The sequence below is a fragment of the Flavicella sp. IMCC45668 genome, from assembly GCF_057219105.1.
Genome location: NZ_CM170114.1, coordinates 3,008,693 through 3,029,276, shown reverse-complemented (window position 1 = coordinate 3,029,276; position 20,584 = coordinate 3,008,693). Strand labels below are relative to the sequence as shown.

Below are 20,584 nucleotides of genomic sequence, written 5' to 3'. Positions count from 1 at the left end.
TTATCTTCTTAAATACACCCATCCTGTTTGTGGTGCTCTATCATTATTATTAAATTCAATCGTGTAGAAATATGTTCCATCTGGTACATCTCCAGAGCCTAAGTTTACTCCACCATCAGAATAACCATTCCAACACTTAGCCTCAGCATTTGGATCTCCAGAATGCTCATAAGCAAATACTTTGTTACCCCAACGATTAACAATTACTATCTTAAAGTTTGGATATAATACAGACAAATTGGTAATTTCAAAAGTATCGTTTAACCCATCTCCATTTGGAGTAAACTCTTCTGGGATAAAGAAATCAATATCTACATCAACTTCCACAGTATCCTGATCGTCTTCATCAGGATTGTCATTTCCTGGTGTTGAGTCAACATCTTGTTCGTTACAAGTTTCTACCTGAGCTGTATTATCCCATGTTCCGGTAGATTTAACTTTAACCATAATTGTCAAATCTTCTTCTACTGAAACTTGAAGTGTACCTACATTCCAAATACCCGCAGATGCATCGTAAGTTCCTAGAGATGCACTTGACGATATATATTCATAACCAGTTGGTAATACATCCTCTACAGTAACACCTGTTGCAATGCTTGGTCCTTTATTAATCAATCGGACTAAAAACTCAATTTCATCTCCTGCTGTCGGTTTGTTATCACTTACCTGTTTTACCAATTCTAGATCTACCAAAGAAACTGGAGTAACGGTGATACAACTCACATCATCTGCCGGATTAGTGTCAATATTAGACGACCCAATAATCGTAGCGCAGTTTTCATAATCACCTACTGCGTTTACTGTTGCAGCTACTGTTAAGATTTCGCTACTACCTTTAGACAATGTATTGATCGTCCAAACCCCTGTACCAGCATCATACACACCTGTAGAAGACTTGTATGCCAAGTACGTAAATCCTGAAGGTAAAACATCCATTAACTGAACTGTTAGAGCATCTAATTGACCATAATTGTTTATCTGAATTTTAAATGTAACCTCATCTCCAACAAAAGGTGTCAGATTATTATTTAACACTGTTTTTTCCACTCCTAAGTTCAATGAAGTGATATAAGATATATCTACACAAGAATAATCGTCTTCAGATGGATCTCCATTCCCAGGAGTAGAATCTAAATCCGTTTCATTCATAGCTGTTATTTCAGCACAGTTTTCATGATCACCTGTACCCAAAATTAAAACATCCATCGTCAAAATAACAGTAGCACCTGGTAATACTTGTCCAACATCCCAAATTCCTGAATTATAATCGTAAACACCCGTTGTAGAGTTATACCTGATAAATTTATACCCAGAAGGTAAAATATCCGTCACTTGAACACCCGTTGCAATCGACTTCCCTTCATTTGTTACATGAATTTCAAAAGTTTTTTGATTTCCAACAGACGCTACGTCCGTACCATTACTAAAAGATTTTGTTAGTTTTAGATCCACATCCCTCACTGGAACTACCGTTACACTACCAATATTATTTGAAGCATTTAGATCATTCTGATCTGCTGTCAAATTACTTGTTGTGTTAACAATAACATTCCCAACAGTATTTATTCTCACGATAGCGGAAATAACCAACGTTTTTGTTTCACCATTTGCTAGGGTTCCTATTGACCATAAACCAGAACCGCTATTATACATCCCAGAACTATCATCCGATAGGTATCTTAAATCCGCAGGAATAACGTCCGTTATACTAACTCCTGTCGCATCATTAGGTCCATCATTTGTAACAGAAATTGTGTAGTTAATAGTACTTAATTCTACTGGGCTTGCATTATCTACCGTTTTAGAAACTCTTAAATCGGATGCTGTAACAACAATAGTTTCTTCCAAATCATCAGGAGTATTGTTATTATCTAACTGATCTTGAGTATTTGAAATTGTATTTGTAAAACTATTTCCTGATGCACCTGGCTCAACCAATACTCTAAGCAATAAAGTATAGGTATCTCCGGCTGCTAAATTTCCTACAAACCAATTTGGAGCTGTCCATATTCCTTCAGTTGGAATTCCAGACACGTAAGAAAGACCTGCAGGCAATACATCTTCAATTACTAAATTAGTTGCATCAATAGTACCATTGTTAGTAACCCTGATCGTATAAATAACATGCTCTCCCTCATTTGGTGTAGCATTATTAACAACCTTTGAAAGTACAATATCGGTTTCATTATCAACGTAAATCGCAGACTCTAAAATATCACCAGTACTCGTAGGATCCGCCTGATCACCATTCGCAGCAGTTGTTTTATTTAAAATAGTAGAACCAGCAGTACCAACATCAACTGTAGCTGCTATACTAAGAGTCTTTGTCTCTCCATTTAACACATCCCCTATCATCCAAACACCTGACCCAGCATTATAATCTCCTCCTCCAGTATCACTTGAGTAAGTAACCCCATTCGGAAGATTATCTACCAGCATAACACCAGTAGCATCGCTCACTCCATTATTCGTTACAGCAATAGTATAATTCACTGTATCCCCCTCATCAGGAGTAGAATTATCCACAGTTTTTACAGTAACCAAATCTGTTGAAGAAACAGTTACGGAAACAGATGGCTGATCTGGTGTTGCATTGGTATCAAACTGATCTTGTGTGTTGCTGACCGTGTTTGTGATCGTTTGGCCAGCAGTACCAGATCCAACATTAACCTGCAGTATTAAGGTTTCTGTAGCTCCTGCATCCAATTCGTTAATTGACCAATTAGGATAATTCCAATTACCTGCAGAAGCTGTACCTGCAACATAGATTAAACCGGTAGGCAACATATCTGTAACAACCATATTTGTAGCACGTACTGTTCCGTTATTTGATACTTTCACACTGTACAAAATGGTATCACCTTCGTCCGGAGAAACGTTATCTACATTTTTCTCTAAAACTATGTCAGTCTCATTATCCACATGAATAACCGCTTGCAATTGATCGCCAACCGTGGTAACATCCGTTTGGTCTCCTATAGCCGCCGTTGTGGTATTGATAATAGTTGTACCGGCAGATCCTATTGAAACTACCGCTTCAATATTCAAACTAACGGACGCTCCATTTGCAATGGAACCTATGTTCCATATTCCAGATCCAAAGTTAAAGCTACCTCCGCTATCATCAGAATGATAAACAACTCCTTGAGGTAAATGATCTATCAAACTTACCCCAGTTGCATCACTTAAACCATTATTGGTAACATTTATGGTATAGGTAATAACCTCTCCTTCATCTGGTGAAGGGTTATCAACCGATTTAACGGTAACAAGATCCGCAGAAGCTACAATCACTGTTTCATCTAAATCATCTGGACTTGCATTAATATCTAATTGATCTTGGGTATTAGAAATTGTATTTGTCAATGATTGACCTGCAGTTCCTTGCCCAACATTTGCTTTTAGAGATAAATACTCTATCGCACCTGGTGCTAATGCAGTTAAGGTCCATGTTGGAGAATTCCAGCTTCCCGCCGTTGGAGTACCCGAAACATAATTTAAACCTGTCGGTAAAACATCCGTTATCTCAACATTTGTAGCTGTGATCGAGCCTTTATTTTCAACGATAATAGTATACACGACATCTTCACCTTCATTTGGCGTACTGTTATTGACAGATTTACTTAATACAATGTCAGTTTCATTGTCAACATAAACTGCGGCCTCTAAGATATCTCCATTAGAAGATGGGTCTGCCTGATCCGCTTTGGCTGCAGAAGTCGTATTAATAATGGTCGTTCCTGCAGTTCCTGTTTGAACTATAGCCTGTATCAATAATGTGGTCGTATCACCATTTGCTAATGCTCCAATATCCCATACTCCAGTTGCATTATTATATTGACCACTACTATTATCTCCTGAATAAGTAACCGTATTTGGTAATACATCTATAAGACTAACCCCTGTTGCATCACTAGTTCCGTTATTCGTTACCGAAATAGAATATGTGATCGTTTCTCCTTCTGCTGGAGTTGTATTATCAACAGATTTCACTGTGATCAAATCAGCAGCGGTTACAACAATCGTTTCTTCTAAATCATCTAAACTTGCATTATTATCTAATTGATCTTGAGTATTGCTTACAGAGTTTGTCAAAATCTGACCCGCTGTTCCTGGATCAACTGTTACCGTTATAAATAATCTTTCGGAACCACCGGCTATCAATTTATTTATAGTCCAAAAGGAAGCATTCCAGTTTCCTGATGTAGGAACTGCAGAAACATAAGTCAATCCAGAAGGAAGGATGTCCCTAATAACAAGATTAGTAGCATCAATAAGTCCCTTATTTTCAACTTCAATTGTATAAATGACGGTATCTCCTTCATTTGGTGTTAAATTATTGGCAATTTTAGTCAATAAAATATCTGTTTCATTCTCAATAAAAATAGAAACCTCCAAAGAGTCGCCTGTAGTTATAGGATCTGCTTGATCTGCAAGTGCTTTTGTTGTGCTATTCGTGATCGTTTTACCAGCAGTACCAACATCTACAGTAGTTTGAATATTTAATACCTTAACCTCTCCATTTATTATGTTACCGATATTCCAAATCCCAGATACTGCATCAAAGGTTCCGTTACTATCGTCACTGACAAAAGTTACCCCATTTGGTAAATGATCAACAATTGAAACATTCGTTGCATTTGATGGACCATTGTTTGAAACACTTATCGTGTAAGTAACGGTATCACCAACATCTGGTGTAGGATTATCCACAGTTTTAACAGTTACCAAGTCAGAATAAGCAACAATAATCTCTTCTTCTAAATCATCTAGCGTTGCATTGGTATCTAACTGGTCCTGAGTATTACTAATCGTATTTAAAATACTTTGACCAGCAGTCCCGGCATCAACTTTAACAGATAAGAAAAGTGTTTCTGTTTCTCCTGGATCTAATGAATTTAAATTCCAAGAAGGGTTGTTCCAAATACCAGAGGTTGGTGTTCCTGTAATATAAGTTACTCCTACAGGTAAAATATCTTCCACTACTAAATTCGTTGCTTTAATAGTACCATTATTAGAAACTTTAATCGTATAAATTATTGTATCCCCCTCATTTGGAGTAGAATTATTAACAACCTTACTCAGCGCAATATCTGTTTTATTCTCAATAAAAATTGTTGCAGATAATACATCCCCCACGTTTGTAGGGTCTGCTTGATCTCCTTTAGCAGCAGTAGTATTATTTTCAATAGAAGTTCCTGCCGTACCAGCATTAACTGTCGCAACTATATTCAAACTTGCAGAACTTCCAAAAGGAATATCACCTATAAACCAAACACTGGTTGCATCTGAATAAGATCCTCCTCCATCATCACTAACATAAGTCACCCCAAAAGGTAGATGATCTACCAAACTTACACCTGTAGCATCACTCAACCCATTATTAGTTACCGTCAAATTGTAGGTAATCGTATCTCCTTCATCTGGAGCTGCGTTGTCTACAGTTTTAACAGTTACCAAATCCGATGCTCCAATGATTATGGTTTCGTCCAAATCATCTGGTGTAACGTTTGTATCCAATTGATCCTGTGTATTGCTAATTGTATTTGTTAAATTTTGTCCAGCTGTACCTTGATCTACTTTGGCATCGATAATTAATACTTCCGAAGCTCCAGCAGGCAAAGAATTAACTGTCCATATAGGAGAATTCCAAATTCCTGTTGAAGGAATTCCAGAAAGATAAGTCAATCCAGCTGGCAAAATATCGGTAACAGATACATTCGTTGCAGTAATGAGCCCGTTGTTAGAAATGGTAATACTATATCTTATCGTTTCTCCTTCATTCGGAGTACTGTTATTCACAACTTTTGTAAGTGCTATATCTGTTTCATTATCCACAAAAATAGAAGCTTCAAGTACATCTCCTGTTGTTGATAAATCAGCTTGATCTGCAGAAGCCGCAGTTGTAAAATTAATGATGGTACTTCCTGCCGTACCAGGATCTACCGTTGCTTGGATATTTAAGTCCACCGACATTCCATTCCCTAAAGCACCAATATTCCATATACCTGAACCAGAATTATAATCCCCTCCTGAATCATCTGCTACATACGACACTCCGTTTGGTAAAAGATCTACTAAATTCACATTCGTAGCATCGAAAGGACCGTTGTTCGCAACATTGATCGTATAGGTAACAGTATCTCCTTCTCCTGGTGATGGGTTATCCACCATTTTAGTAGTAACTAAATCTGAAGAAGCAATAACGATAGACTCTTCTAAATCATCTGGAGTCGCATTTGTGTCCAATTGATTTTGAGTATTTTTCACAAAATTTGTAATAACACTACCTGCCGTACCTTGGTTTACTTTGGCGGTTAAAAGCATTGTTGCAGAGGCTCCATTTGCTAAAGTTCCAATATTCCAAATCGGACTATTCCAAACCCCTTCATTTGGAACTCCCGATATCAATGTAAGTCCTCTAGGAATAATATCTGTCAACTTTAAGCCAGTAACTTCAATTGGTCCATTATTTTGAACTTCAATTGTAAATACAACTAGATCCCCTTCATTCGGATTCGCATTATTAACCACTTTGCTCACAGCAATATCTGCTTCATTATTTACATAAATCACAGCATTCAGTCTATCCCCAATAGTTGAAGAGCTTGTTTGATCACCTACTGCAGCAGTGGTAGTATTCGTTATAGTTGTTCCACCCGTGCCCGCATTAACGGTAGCTTTAATGTTTAATGTTTCAATAGCACCATTGCCAATTGAAGAAACAGTCCAAATACCCGTATTAGCATCATAAGCTCCAGCCGCATCATCACTTACATAAGTAACTCCTAAAGGCAAATGATCAATCAAACTCACATTCGTTGCTGCATCTGGTCCTATATTCCTAATTGTTATGGTATAATTTACCTCATCTCCAACTTCTGGTGTGGCATTATCAACAGTCTTTTGTGTTACCAAATCTGCTGAGGCAACCACAATAGTCTCATCTAAATCATCTATGGTATTATTGTTATCAAACTGATCTTGAGAATTACTGATAGTGTTAGTCAACACTTGTCCATCTGCAGTATCACTAACCAAAACCTCTAGATTTAAGGTCTCCTGCTCTCCTACAGATAAAGTACTTATCCTCCAATCTGGGTTGTTATAAACACCTGAACTTGGTGTACTTGAAATCATAGTTAAACCAGTAGGTAATAAATCAGTAATAACAACATTGGTTGCTTCAATTGGACCTTTGTTCTCAACTACAATTGTGTAATTAATTTTATCACCACCATTTGGATTTGCATTATCTACTACTTTAGACAATACTAAATCCGTCTCATTATCAACATAGATAACTGCTTTTAATTGATCGCCTACATTACTTGTATCTGTTTGGTCTGCAATAGCAGCGATAGCAATATTTTCAATTGAACTTCCGGCTGTTCCTGAATCTACAGTAGCACTAATATTTAAAGTTGTAGTAGCTCCATTTGCTAAATCTCCGATAAACCATACCCCTGTAGATGGATCATAAAACGCACCTCTATCATCACTAATATATGTCAATCCATTTGGTAACTTATCAACAACAGTAACATTGGTTGCATCACTTGGTCCATTGTTGGTGACTACTAAAGAATAGGTCACAACATCACCTTCCTGTGGTGTTGCAGTATTTACTGTTTTCACAGTTACAAGATCCGCTGCAGTCACCAAAATTGATTCAGAATCATCATCTAAAGTTGCATTATTATCCAATTGATCTTGTGTGTTACTTATAGTATTCGTCAATGTTTGTCCTGATGTACCTGAAGCAACAATTACTTGTACCAATAGTGTCTCTGTCACACCGGCACCTAAAGTATTTAATGTCCAAGTTGGAAAATTCCAAACCCCCTCAGAAGCAACTCCGGACACATAAACAAGTCCCGGATCTAACACATCTGTAATCACCAAGTTTGTTGCATCTATAATTCCATTATTTGTAACCTCTATGTTATAAATAATTGCATCTCCTTCATTTGGATTTGAATTATTTACAACTTTAGACAATACAATATCCGTTGCGTTATCAACATGGATATCCGCAGAAAGAATATCTCCAACATTTGTTGGATCTGTTTGATCTCCAATAGCCGCTGTTGTAGTATTTGTTACTACCGAACCTGCAGTACCAACATTTACCGAAGCCTTAATATTTAAAGTACTTGAAGTACCATTTGTCAAATTCCCAAGATTCCAAATACCAGAACCACTATTATACGCTCCACTAGAATCATCTGAAATGTAAGTAACTCCAGATGGCAAATTGTCTACTAAACCTACTCCAGTGGCGTCACTCCCTCCATTATTGGTAACTTTGATAGAAAAAGTAACAACATCTCCTTCACTTGGAGCATTATTGTCTACGGTTTTTACTGTAACTAGATCGGATGAAGTTACCACTACGGTTTCCTCCATATCATCAGGAGTAACGTTAGAATCGAATTGATCTTGAACATTTGTAACTGTGTTTGTTAACGATTGTCCAGCAGTACTTGCTCCAACTTGAACTTGTAACGTTAACTCTTCTGTTCCACCCGGAACAATTTCTGCCATAGACCATTCTGGAGTAATCCATGTCCCCTCTGAAGGGTTCCCTGAAATATGCGTCAATCCGTTTGGTAAGAAATCCGTTACTACAATATTTGTCACTTTTACAAGCCCTTTATTTTCCGCTCTAATTGTATATGTAATAATATCCCCTTCATTTGGCGTTGCATTATCAACCGTTTTGGTAATAACAACATCTGTTTCACTATCTACAATTATTTCAGCTTCTAAATCATCTCCATCAGTAGATGGATCCGCTTGATCACCTGTTGCAGCGGTGGTAAAATTGGTTATTTTCTGACCTTGTGTTCCTGCATCAACTTTTACAAATATTTTTAACTCTGCAGACTTTCCATTTTCTATATCACCTATTGTCCAGAGTCCATTACCAGCATTATAAAAACCACCTGAATTATCACTCAAATAAGTTACACCAGCAGGAAGAACATCAACCAATGATACATTTGTCGCCAAATCGGGTCCTTTGTTCTCAACGTTTACAGTATACCAGATAGTTTCTCCTTCAACTACCAAAGTTTTATTTACGTTCTTTTTGGTTACTAAATCTGAACTAGATACAATGATCGTTGCAGAATCGTCATCCAAAGTAATATTTTGATCCACCTGATCTTGCGTATTACTAATCGTATTTGTAAGTGTTTGACCTGAAGTTCCTGCATCAACTTGTACTTCTAAAATCAATTCTTCCGTTGCTCCTGGTAACATCGTTCCAATATCCCATGTTGGTGGAGTCCATACAGAAACGGTTCCTATTCCATTTATATAAGTCAAACCAGTAGGTAAATTATCTGTTACCACTACATTGGTAATCTCACTGATAGAATTATTTGTTATTTTAATAGTATAGAATATAATATCCCCTTCATTAGGATTTGCATTTGAAACCTCTTTCGACAAAACAACATCCGCTATTACAGAAGGAGTAATTGTAACAGAATCTATATTATTACTTGGATCTGCATCAATTTCATTAAGACTCTCAAGACTGGCGGTATTTTTATATTCATCTACAGATCCATTAGGATTGTTTACAATACCTTTATAATTCAATACTAAGGTCTTTCCTGGGTCTAACAACAGGTTGCTCCATAAAATAGAATTACCACCAGAGTTAAACACCCCTCCGTTATCGACAGAACCTGGAACCAAACTCACTCCTGATGGGAGTAAATCTTTTATTTCTATTCCGGTTGCAGTATTAATCCCTTTATTCGTTAAAGTAATAGCATAAGAAACTGTAGATCCCACTACTGGACTAGGAATATCAACAGTTTTATCCACTGCAACATCCGTAACCCCCACAACTGTTATTAAAACAGCATCTTCTTTTTGAGGACAAATACCCAATCGTACAGTCCAATTAAACTCATATACCCCAGGAACCACTCCTGTAATTTGAGTTTTCGGGTCATTTACATCAATGATAATAGGTGTTGAAGGACCACTTTTAAATTGCCACTCTCCTACTGCTGGAGACACATCATTGGCATCCATAAATATATTATCAAATTGAGGAACAATTTGATCAGGACCTGCATCTAATACTCCAACAACCGTATCATCATAAATAATAATTTCTACAGTGTCTGTAGTACTACAACCTCCACTTGTTATTGTCCATCTGAACACATACGTTCCAGCTATCAATCCAGAAACCCCTGTTTCAGAACTAAATTGATTGGCTATTACTGCTGTATTCGGACCTGAATCTTGAGTCCATTGTCCAGTACCAAAACTAATAGAATTTCCGAATAAAGTTGTCGCATTTACATCACATAATTCTTGATCAGAACCTGCATTTGCATCCGTTGCAGGCGGTGCAGTAAACTCAAGAGTCACTTGATCCGAAATATCTGTACAAACAGGATTTCCGTTTGAAACAGTCCAGGTAAATACATAATTCCCAATCGGTAAATTAAAGGGATCATTAATTGTTAAGGTAGATTTTGGGTCATTTGGACTATCGATAATGATACCAGTTCCCAAAGAAGGATCCGTTGTCAGTGTCCAAGTACCAATACCATTAGTCGGATTTTCGGCATCTAATTGAGGTAATACTTGACAAGCTGCGGTACCACCCGTTTGATCCGGCCCAGCATCAGCTCCTAAAGGAGGATCATATACATTGATACGCACAACATCTTTCAATTCTAAACATGGTGTACTACCCACGTTCCATTCATAAATATACAAACCTTCAATTAAATTAGAGATCACTGCATCCTTATCTGTAGTACTTGAAATAGTTGGTGTATTCGGTCCACTTACCAAGATCCACTCTCCAGGTTCTCCAGTTGCTGCCATGGTAACCGTTGTTCCCATATCCGTACAAATACTTTGATCAGGACCTGCATTTGGAGCATCTGGTAGCTTGGTGTTTTTTATTTCTAATTCATCAGAACTTGTACAGCTTACTCCAGAAGCATTGGCTGTAAAAGTAAACACATAAGTATCTGTTATATTTGGGTCTAACTCAGCAATCGCAGTTTGGTCCGAAGTAGTATTTAAGGAAATTACCGGTGTATTTATTGGAGCAGTTTGTGTCCATACTCCTTGAGCACCAGGATTCGCCTCCAGCAATACTGTTGTTGCGGCACATAAATCTTGATCCTTTCCATCTAAATTCACCTCTTTTGCAACCGTAAAACTTGTAGTTGCTTCAGAATTCGGACAATTAATACCATTACTACTTGTCCATTTAAAAGTATATGCTCCTGATATTAAATTTGAAACTGCAGAAACTGGATCGTTTATATCTGCAATATTTGGGTTATTTGGACCGGATACTACTGACCATGTACCAACTCCCTCTGTAATCACATTCCCTGTTAAGGTAGTTGAAGTTCCATTACAAATATCAGCAATTGGACCAGCAGTTGCTACTGTAGGCCCTGTACTAATGGAGAATTTCATTTCATCATCCGCAGTTTCACAAGTTCCTTTAGACACCACCCAATTAAAAGCATAGTTACCATCTACAAAATTGGTAAATATTGCTGTTGGACTTGTAATATCATCTACTGTCCAGCCAGCATTTCCAGAGGTTTGTTCCCATTTCCCTGTAAGACCAGTTGCTGGAGTATTTGCCGCCATTACCACCTGATCACCGCATATTGTTTGATCAGGGCCAGCATCGATATTTAAACTAGCATCAGGTGCAACCGTAATTATTGAAGTATCTGAAGTTTCAGCTGAACAAATCAATGTACTTACCGTCCATTTAAATTCATAATCGCCATCTTGTGTCATTCCTGTTACATTCGCCGTAAAATCCCCCGTAGAAGTAATGACAGGCGTAGTCGGTCCAGAAACAAAAGTCCACACCCCTGTTCCACTAAAAGGTGTCTCCGTTTCAATTGCTGTTAGAACACCTGATGTACTTCCAGATGACAAACATTGGTCTACTCCAGCATCCGCGACAGAAGGAGAGTTTAACACATCGGTTGTAAGTACTACATCATCAGAATCGTCACCACACTTCAATGTAGAAATTGTCCAAGTGAAAGTATACGTTTCATTCTTTGCCAAACCGGTAACAATAGCCTCAGGAATTGTATCATCAATTATAGTTACGCCTGCACTAGGAGTGACTGTCCATTTTCCTGTTTGCCCAGACTCTAAAGCATTCCCTTGAAGAACATGTGTCCCAGCACAAATGGATTCATCAACACCTGCATTTGCTACTGGTGGAATTGCATAGGTTACATTGGTATCAGAAAAAGAATCTTGAGAGTTTGGCCCTCCGGTAACTAAATACCTAAATACGTATTCTCCAGGGATCAACCCCGTTACTTCTGGATTAGGGATATTAACATCTGAAAAAACAGCTGTATTTGGTCCACTAACCTGCGACCAAGTTGCCGTCCCAACTGTTATCGGATTCCCTGCCAATGTTGTTGAGGTCTGTCCACAGTTCAATACCGAATCAGAACCAGCATTTCCATCGGTCGGTGTTAACGAAACAACGATATTAATTTGATCTGAAGCAACATTACAATCCGTTAAAACTTCCCCTGAAGAATCTCTAACCAATCTTAAGGTATATACTCCTTCTCCTGCCAGTAAATCAAGCGTTAAAGGAGAACTCCCAGCACCTTTTAACGATACCAAACCAGACGGATCTGGAGCTGCAATAATTTCGTATCGTGTCCTATTTCCTCCTGATTGCGTAAAAGGGACTACCGCTCTAGTTTGATCCATGGAAAGTACCATATCACTACCACCATTTACCTCAATAGAAACATCAGGTGCATTAAAATGTATTTTACCTTCCGCTTCCGAACTACAATTAGGGTTTACAGGGCCACCCATTATTTTGTATTCAAATGTATATGTTTTTCTTAGCGAACCATCTAAATTAATCACTTCGGTAGTTGGGCTATTTGGACTAACAATTGAGCCGGCAGGTAAGGTAGGTCCTCCTACTTGTGTCCACTGCACAGTTTCCCCTGCGTAGGAAGGTTGCTCACCTCTCAAAACAGCACTTGTAATATTTGGATCACAAAAACGCTGATTTCCATTCAAAACTTTTGCATCCGTTATGTCTTGTGTAGCTGCAGGAACTATGATTGTAACTTCATCTTTACCTGTCGCACAAGGACCTATTACACTCCAACGAAAAACATAAGTTCCTTCTATCAAACCAGAAACATGAGTTTTTGCATCATTTTCATCAGCTATATTTGGGACATTAGGTCCAGAAACAAAGGACCATACACCAATTTGAGATCCCGTACCATCTCCTCCTATCGATCCATCTAAATTAGTTCCAGTGCTCGTTGTGTAACACTGAGATAAAGTTTTATCATTTCCAGCAATAGCAATAGGCTCACCACCAAAGTTTGTTACTTGAATATCGTCAAATGTACTACAAAGAGTAGTGGTATTTTCAACTGTCCACCTTAATACAGTAGTACCAATAGAAGTATTGGACAAGGTTATTTGTGACGTTGCTGAAGAAGCATCTGTCAAAGTGATCCCAGCATTATTGGCACCTTCAATTGTCCATTTCCCAGACACATCAACAATATTAGGATCTGTTGGTGTAGCATTTAAAGTATAGGTTCCTGGACAACCTTCCACGTCTGTACCAGCAACCGCATCTTGAATTGCATTTACTGTAATCGTAACAGATTGTGGATTCGCATCAACCGTATCTCCACAAACTGCAGTAAGCATAAAAGTATAGACATTCCCTCCTAAAGTTCCGATTACATCCGTAACCTCATTCGTAGGGTTTTCAATAATCACGGAAGGACCCCCTGTTTGAACCCATAAAGAGGAGTCAATAGCTCCCCCAAGAACTCCCTCTAAGGTAAGAGTTTCTGTTTCACAAATTGTTTTATCGATACCCGCATTCACAGTACAATTCTGCCCATAAACACCTGAATAAAAACTAGTTGATATAAAAAATATAAAGAAAAACAAAAACGTCAGTCCCTTGACATTTTTGAAATGGTGTTCGGAAACTCCTTCCATAAAACTCTTTTAGTTGATCAATTTTAAAACGAAGATAGGGGTTTCAATAAAAATTAACAAGTTATTAACAATTTTACCTCCATTTTACTAGGAATCACAACTATTTGGTAACATTTGTTAAAAAAAATAAAATCCATAACACAATAAACAAAAATAAAATAAAAAAACGCTCTGAGGATATACCCCAGAGCGTTTAAAACTTTTTAGAAGAAACTTCTTAATCTAAGAAATCTAATCTATTAATACCTATAATATTCAGGCTTGAAAGGCCCTTCAACTTTTACATCAATATAATCAGCTTGCTCTTGGCTTAACTCATCCAATTCAACACCAATTTTAGATAAATGCAAACGCGCCACTTTTTCATCTAAATGCTTTGGCAACATATAAACATCATTCTTATAGCTTTCACCATTCAACCACAACTCTAACTGAGCTAATGTTTGATTTGTAAATGAATTACTCATTACAAAACTAGGATGTCCTGTTGCACAACCTAAATTCACTAAACGACCTTCCGCCAAGACTAAGAACTCTTTACCATCAATAGTATATTGATCTACCTGAGGTTTGATTTCTACTTTTGAAGCTCCATGATTACCGTTTAACCACGCCATATCAATTTCATTATCAAAATGTCCAATATTACAAACGATTGCCTTGTCTTTTAATGCCTCAAAATGACGACCAACAATAATATCTTTATTACCTGTAGTAGTAATTACAATATCTGCACGAGAAATAGCATTATCCATTTTACGCACTTCAAACCCGTCCATTGCTGCTTGTAAAGCACATATTGGATCAATTTCAGTTACGATAACTCTTGCTCCTGCTCCTGCTAACGAAGCTGCAGTACCTTTACCTACATCTCCATATCCTGCAACAACAGCAACTTTTCCTGCCATCATTACATCAGTTGCTCTACGAATTGCATCCACTGCAGATTCTTTACAACCATATTTATTATCAAATTTAGACTTAGTTACCGAGTCATTAACATTAATAGCAGGCATAGGCAATGTTCCAGCCTTTACTCTATCATATAATCTATGAACTCCTGTTGTAGTTTCTTCTGATAATCCTTTGATTCCAGGAACTAACTCAGGATAACGATCTAAAACCATGTTTGTTAAATCCCCACCATCATCTAAAATTAAATTCAAAGGTTTTTTATCTTCACCAAAGAACAATGTTTGTTCGATACACCAATCAAACTCTTCTTCTGACAATCCTTTCCATGCATATACAGAAATTCCTGCAGCAGCGATTGCAGCAGCAGCTTGATCTTGTGTAGAAAAGATATTACAAGAACTCCAAGTTACCTCAGCCCCTAAATCAACTAATGTTTCAATTAACACAGCTGTTTGAATAGTCATATGCAAACATCCAGCGATACGAGCACCCGCCAAAGGTTTTTGACCTTTATATTCTTCTCTTAAACTCATCAAACCAGGCATCTCTGCTTCCGCTAAATGAATCTCTTTACGACCCCAGTCTGCTAGACTAATGTCTTTTACCTTAAATTTTGTGTATGTTGACGTTTCTGAACTCATAGTTCTTATATTTGTGAATTAGGATGCAAAATTACGAAATACCTCTGACAATATAAATGCCTTTAGTAAAAACAATTACAGTTGACGAAAATACCACGGTTTTAGTCTGGAAAATTACCGAGACCTTACAAGAACTGCAAACTATTTTTTTAGCGGAAGAAAGTATCGATCGCATAAATAACATGAGATCAGAAATGCATCAAAAAGGCTTCCTAAGCGTGCGACATCTTCTAAAAACAGCGGGTTTTTCTGATGATGATCTTTTTTATTCTGAAAATGGGAAACCCAATTTAAAAAACGGTCAACATATCTCCATAAGTCATTCTTTTATTTATGCAACCATCATAATCAGCAATCAGTCTGTTGGAATTGATATTGAAAAAAACAGAGATAAAATCAAACGTATTTCACATAAGTTTGTAGGAACTGAAACTAGTTTCCTAACAGAAAAGAACATCATTGAACAATTGACAGTACTGTGGGGAGCCAAAGAAAGTCTATTTAAAATCCATCCTAAAGGTGGTTTACTTTTTAAAGAACATTTACCTATCGATGCTTTTGATATAAAAGACGGAAAGACAACAGGCTGGATCAAAAAAGAACCTTGGAACAAGCAGTATACTATCAAGTTTGATTTTATTGATGGATTCACTTTGGTTTTTGCAACTCCTTTAAATTAATCCCATGGAAAGTCCAATCATCAATGACATCCTTACAGCAAAACAAAACAAGAAAAAACTAATTACTGTTTTATTGGATCCAGATAAGCTAGATTTTAAAACTCTTGATAACACAATTCAAAATATAGATATCGCCAAAGTTGACTATATTTTTGTTGGAGGAAGCATGGTAGCACCGAACCTTACAGATCTATTTGTGCAACAAATAAAGGAATCCACCAACATTCCAATCGTGCTTTTTCCTGGAGATCACAAGCAACTTACGAACAAAGCAGACGCAGTTCTATTTTTATCATTGCTCTCTGGAAGAAACCCTGAATATCTGATTGAACAACAGATTAGGTCGGTCCCATTCTTCAAGAAAAACGTTATTGAAATCATACCAACAGGATATATTTTGATTGATGGTAATACCCAAACGAGTACACAAAAAGTTAGCAAAACAGAACCTATTTGTCAAACAGCTGTTCAACTCATCACAGATACTTCCTTAGCAGCAGAATATCTAGGTAAACAACTAATTTATTTAGAAGCTGGAAGTGGAGCAAAAACTCCTGTTAGCGAAGAAATTATTCAATCGGTTTCAGAAAACTCTAAGCTTCCTATAATTGTGGGTGGCGGATTACGCACAAAAGAGTCTATTCAAAAAGCTTTTAAGAACGGAGCTGATATGGTAGTTATTGGAACTGCTTTTGAAGAAAATCAAGATATTTTAAACTCTTTATTTTCTTAAAATGAACAGCAAACTCATACTTTCGGAAATAAAACTAAAAGGCATACGTAGTAGTGGCCCAGGAGGACAGAATGTTAATAAAGTTGCTACCAAAGTTGAACTAATTTTTGACCTAAATGCCTCCAACGCTCTTTCAGATTCAGAAAAAAGTAGACTTGAAACTTCTATCAAACATCGACTCACAAAGGAAAAAATCCTTTTACTTCAATGTGAAGAAAGTAGAAGTCAGTTTAAAAACAAGAGTATTATAATTAAAAGATTTTTTGAGATTCTTTTAGAAGGACTGAAAAAGGAAAAAGTTAGAAAAGCATCAAAACCAACAAGGGCTTCTATCGCCAAACGATTAAACAATAAAAAAAATCACAGTCAAAAAAAAGCAAATAGACGTAAACCCGATTATTAAGGCCTATAAATTGCCCTTGGATAATCCAATACATTTAACTTTTCTCCCTTTAATTCTTTCAACGCATCTTTGGCAATCCATTGCGCTGAAGGATTTTCTATTAGGGCAATTTCTTCTGCTAGTGCGATTGCAGATTTTCTTAAATCTTGATTTCTTTTTCCTATTTGCCGAACAGCCCAATTCACAGCTTTTTTTACAAAATTTCTAGGATCGCTAGCTTCTCTTAACAACACCGGATAAAAAGATGCAAAAACACTATTATCAGCATTTTTATCAGCAAAACCATATACTGCCATTAACACCAACCCCGCCCTTTTGATAAATTCTTCTTCTCTTTTACTCCATTCAAAAGCTTTCGTAATAGCCAACTTATGATATTTAATCAATTCCATACAGAAGGAATCGCAAATCTCCCAAGTATCAAATTCTTGAACCCACGACTCTAACAATTCCTCAGAAACCTCCGAGGGTTTGCATATTTTACTGCATAGAATCCTAGCTTCATAAATTCCCGTATCGAATAAAGTAACTCCAAGTTTGGTGTTTTTTCCAATCTCTTTAGCTAATAATTTTAAATCCTTCTGATAAATACCTAAACATTTGGTAGCACTTTGAACTCCAAATTTTTTAGCTTTGAAAGCAACTTTTTCCGGATTCCCAAGAACCTCAAGTCTATGTAACACTTCTTCTTTTGTCATCTCTAATGATCTCCATAATCAATTGCATCCATCTTTCCCTTAAAAACGCGATGCTGCAAAATAAAATAAAGCACCACTAAGATAATCCCGATAAGAAACCAATTCAATCCTACAGACAAACCGTACCCTTCGGTTATCGTATTGAAGACAGTAAGCGAATTATTTGTGTCATTTGTAGAGGGCAATAAAACTGGATACATAGCAGCCGCTGTTGTTGTAAAACCACCAAATAAAAATAAGGTAGAGCTTACGAATCCAGAAATTTCATGTTTGAATTTTTCAATTCTGAAAAGACCTACAACACCAAGTATCGTAAGGATTGGAAACACCCACAATACAGGATACTCCAAATAGTTATCAAAAATATTTGGCTGAACGATGTCCAAGGTAGAAACTGATAGTATCAAAAATACCACTAAAACAAAATTCAATCGGAAAATCATTTTTTTCAAACGAGTATTCAAAGATGAATTTGTTTTTAAGATTACCCAATTGGCACCATGGATGGTTAAAGAAATTACTGCAATCACCCCTAACAACAAGGTAAACCAATCAATTACTCCTAAGCGTTCTGCAAGAGGATCCAAACTATTGTTCCACAAAGGCAGAAAAAAATAGGATGCTTCATAAGTTGAAACCCCATTTTCTACACCTCCTAAATTCACACCTCTTACTACGTTCCCCAATGCTAAACCGAAAAACAACGCCAACAACAAGCTAGAAACACCAAAGGCTTTGTCCCATATTACATACCACATAGGGTGCTCTATTTGTCCTCTCAACTCCAAGCCAATAGCCCTAAATATCAACAACCAAAGAATCATCATCAAAGGCAAATAAAACCCGCTAAAAGCAGATGCATATAATAACGGAAATGCAAAAAACAACAAACCGCCTGCAGCTATTAACCAAACTTCATTGGCATCCCAAAAAGGCCCAATTGATTTGGTGATTAATTTTTTATCCTCTTCCTTTTTTGCAAAAAACAAATGAACAATTCCAGCTCCAAAATCATAGCCATCAAAGACCACATAAACAGCCAACATTCCAATTAGTACACTATACCAAAATAATTCCATAAACTAAGATTTAGCAGTTTCAGGTCCTTTATACACCAATTTTCCGATCAAAATTAAAAACAGCAAGCCTAACAAAAGATACAACCCAACAAAACCAAGTAACGTGAACAATGTGTTCCCTGAGGAAACCGTTGGAGAAGCACCGGAAGCAGTTCGCATTAAATCATATACCAACCATGGTTGCCTTCCTAGTTCAGCAGTATACCAACCCGTAATATTTGCTATATATGGAAACGGAACCGCAAACAACAAAGCCCATAGAACCCATTTTGTTTTGACCAGCAACCCTCTCCATGATAAAAACAGTGCTAATGCCATTAACCCAATAAACAAAGTTCCCAATCCTACCATTATATGATAAGAATAATACAAGCCAGGAACATTTGTAGGCCAATCATTTTTATCAAACTCATTCAATCCTTTCACCTCAGCATTCCAATCTTGATATGTCAAAAAGCTTAACACATTTGGTACTGCAAATTTATTATCCAAACGTTCTTCCTTCATATTAGGCTGCCCTATCAGAACAATTTCAGCACCACCTTCTTCTGTATGAAAGATACCTTCCATTGCCGCAAAAGAGGCAGGTTGGTATTTTGCCACATTTTTAGCATTCATATCCCCCGTAGGAAAAGCAACAATAAAAGAGGAAAGCAGACCAAACACAACCCCTGTTTTCAAAAACAAAGGACCAAATGTTTTATGCTTATTACTTAAAACATAAAACGCTCCAATACTTGCCACAACAAATGAAGCCGTAACTAGTGAAGCTGCTTGATTATGCAAATAGGCTGGCAACAACCATGGATTGGTGAAAAGTTCTGAGAAATGAGTCAATACAAATTTTCCGTTCTCAAGAACCTCATACCCTACTGGGTGCTGCATCCATGCGTTGGTTGCTAAAATAAACCAACCACTCATCCAAGAACCTAGAAACACTAAAAATCCCGTTAAAAAATGCAATTTATGCCCGAGTAATTTTTCTCCAAATAAAAAAAGCCCTAAAAAAGAGGACTCTAAGAAAAAGGAAAACATTCCTTCCATTGCTAAGGTTTGACCGACAACACTACCTGTCAATTCAGAAAATTTAGCCCAATTGGTTCCAAACTGAAATTCCATTGGTATCCCTGTAACCACTCCCATGGAAAAGTTAATAGCAAAAATTTTCATCCAAAATTTTGCTGAATCATTGTACCTGATATCTTTAGACCGGAGAAACTGCCACTTGAAGTAAACAATAATCAGGGAAAGCCCCATGGTTAATTGCGGAAATAAATAATGGAAAGTAATTGTAAATGCGAATTGCATTCTATCATAAAAAAGCATGTCTTCCATACCCGATAAGTTTTACTCAAAGATACGAAAAACAGCTTTTTTTCACCCGCAATTAAATAG

Annotated in this window: 8 protein-coding genes; 3 read left to right on the top strand and 5 right to left on the bottom strand. The window is 37.0% G+C overall.

The genetic code is table 11. The features are described from left to right. Entirely contained in the window at positions 1 to 14,040 is a 14,040-nt protein-coding gene (locus AC2DZ0_RS12230; protein ID WP_484642071.1) for a PKD domain-containing protein, read from the bottom strand. A 239-nt stretch (positions 14,041 to 14,279) separates the two neighbouring features. Next, a complete protein-coding gene (gene ahcY / locus AC2DZ0_RS12225) occupies positions 14,280 to 15,596 on the bottom strand; it encodes an adenosylhomocysteinase (RefSeq protein WP_484642069.1) in 1,317 nt (438 codons plus the stop codon). 56 nt (positions 15,597 to 15,652) lie between these two features. On the opposite strand from ahcY, the gene AC2DZ0_RS12220 reads away from it, so the two are divergent. The 3 genes from AC2DZ0_RS12220 to arfB are packed head-to-tail and all read left to right on the top strand — an operon-like array spanning position 15,653 to position 17,412. After that, on the top strand, positions 15,653 to 16,276 hold the full coding sequence (locus tag AC2DZ0_RS12220) for a 4'-phosphopantetheinyl transferase family protein (RefSeq protein ID WP_484642068.1): 624 nt from the start codon (positions 15,653 to 15,655) through the stop codon (positions 16,274 to 16,276). 4 nt (positions 16,277 to 16,280) lie between these two features. Beyond that, positions 16,281 to 17,009: a phosphoglycerol geranylgeranyltransferase gene (locus AC2DZ0_RS12215; RefSeq protein WP_484642067.1), complete on the top strand. Its 729-nt coding sequence runs from the start codon at positions 16,281 to 16,283 to the stop codon at positions 17,007 to 17,009. Position 17,010: 1 nt separating this feature from the next. Then, a complete protein-coding gene (arfB, locus tag AC2DZ0_RS12210; protein ID WP_484642065.1) occupies positions 17,011 to 17,412 on the top strand; it encodes an alternative ribosome rescue aminoacyl-tRNA hydrolase ArfB in 402 nt (133 codons plus the stop codon). Here arfB and AC2DZ0_RS12205 read toward each other — a convergent pair. From AC2DZ0_RS12205 to AC2DZ0_RS12195, 3 genes are read right to left on the bottom strand one after another with little or no spacing between them, the layout of a single operon-like run. Beyond that, complete coding sequence (locus AC2DZ0_RS12205; RefSeq protein WP_484642064.1) at positions 17,409 to 18,110, bottom strand: DNA alkylation repair protein; 702 nt, start codon at positions 18,108 to 18,110, stop codon at positions 17,409 to 17,411. The two genes, arfB and AC2DZ0_RS12205, sit on opposite strands and share 4 nt — an antisense overlap. Before the next feature lie 2 nt (positions 18,111 to 18,112). After that, the gene (gene cydB, locus AC2DZ0_RS12200; RefSeq protein WP_484642062.1) at positions 18,113 to 19,189 is read right to left on the bottom strand and encodes a cytochrome d ubiquinol oxidase subunit II; all 1,077 of its coding nucleotides are present in this window, start codon (positions 19,187 to 19,189) and stop codon (positions 18,113 to 18,115) included. A gap of 3 nt (positions 19,190 to 19,192) precedes the next feature. Further along, the gene (locus AC2DZ0_RS12195; protein WP_484642061.1) at positions 19,193 to 20,524 is read right to left on the bottom strand and encodes a cytochrome ubiquinol oxidase subunit I; all 1,332 of its coding nucleotides are present in this window, start codon (positions 20,522 to 20,524) and stop codon (positions 19,193 to 19,195) included. Between the last annotated feature and the right edge of the window lie 60 nt (positions 20,525 to 20,584).

Excerpts from the sequence above, each read along its gene's own strand:
- AC2DZ0_RS12230 (WP_484642071.1), bottom strand. The coding sequence starts at position 14,040 with ATGGAAGGAGTTTCCGAACACCATTTCAAAAATGTCAAGGGACTGACG.
- ahcY (WP_484642069.1), bottom strand. The coding sequence starts at position 15,596 with ATGAGTTCAGAAACGTCAACATACACAAAATTTAAGGTAAAAGACATT.
- AC2DZ0_RS12220 (WP_484642068.1), top strand. The coding sequence starts at position 15,653 with ATGCCTTTAGTAAAAACAATTACAGTTGACGAAAATACCACGGTTTTA.
- AC2DZ0_RS12215 (WP_484642067.1), top strand. The coding sequence starts at position 16,281 with ATGGAAAGTCCAATCATCAATGACATCCTTACAGCAAAACAAAACAAG.
- arfB (WP_484642065.1), top strand. The coding sequence starts at position 17,011 with ATGAACAGCAAACTCATACTTTCGGAAATAAAACTAAAAGGCATACGT.
- AC2DZ0_RS12205 (WP_484642064.1), bottom strand. The coding sequence starts at position 18,110 with ATGACAAAAGAAGAAGTGTTACATAGACTTGAGGTTCTTGGGAATCCG.
- cydB (WP_484642062.1), bottom strand. The coding sequence starts at position 19,189 with ATGGAATTATTTTGGTATAGTGTACTAATTGGAATGTTGGCTGTTTAT.
- AC2DZ0_RS12195 (WP_484642061.1), bottom strand. The coding sequence starts at position 20,524 with ATGGAAGACATGCTTTTTTATGATAGAATGCAATTCGCATTTACAATT.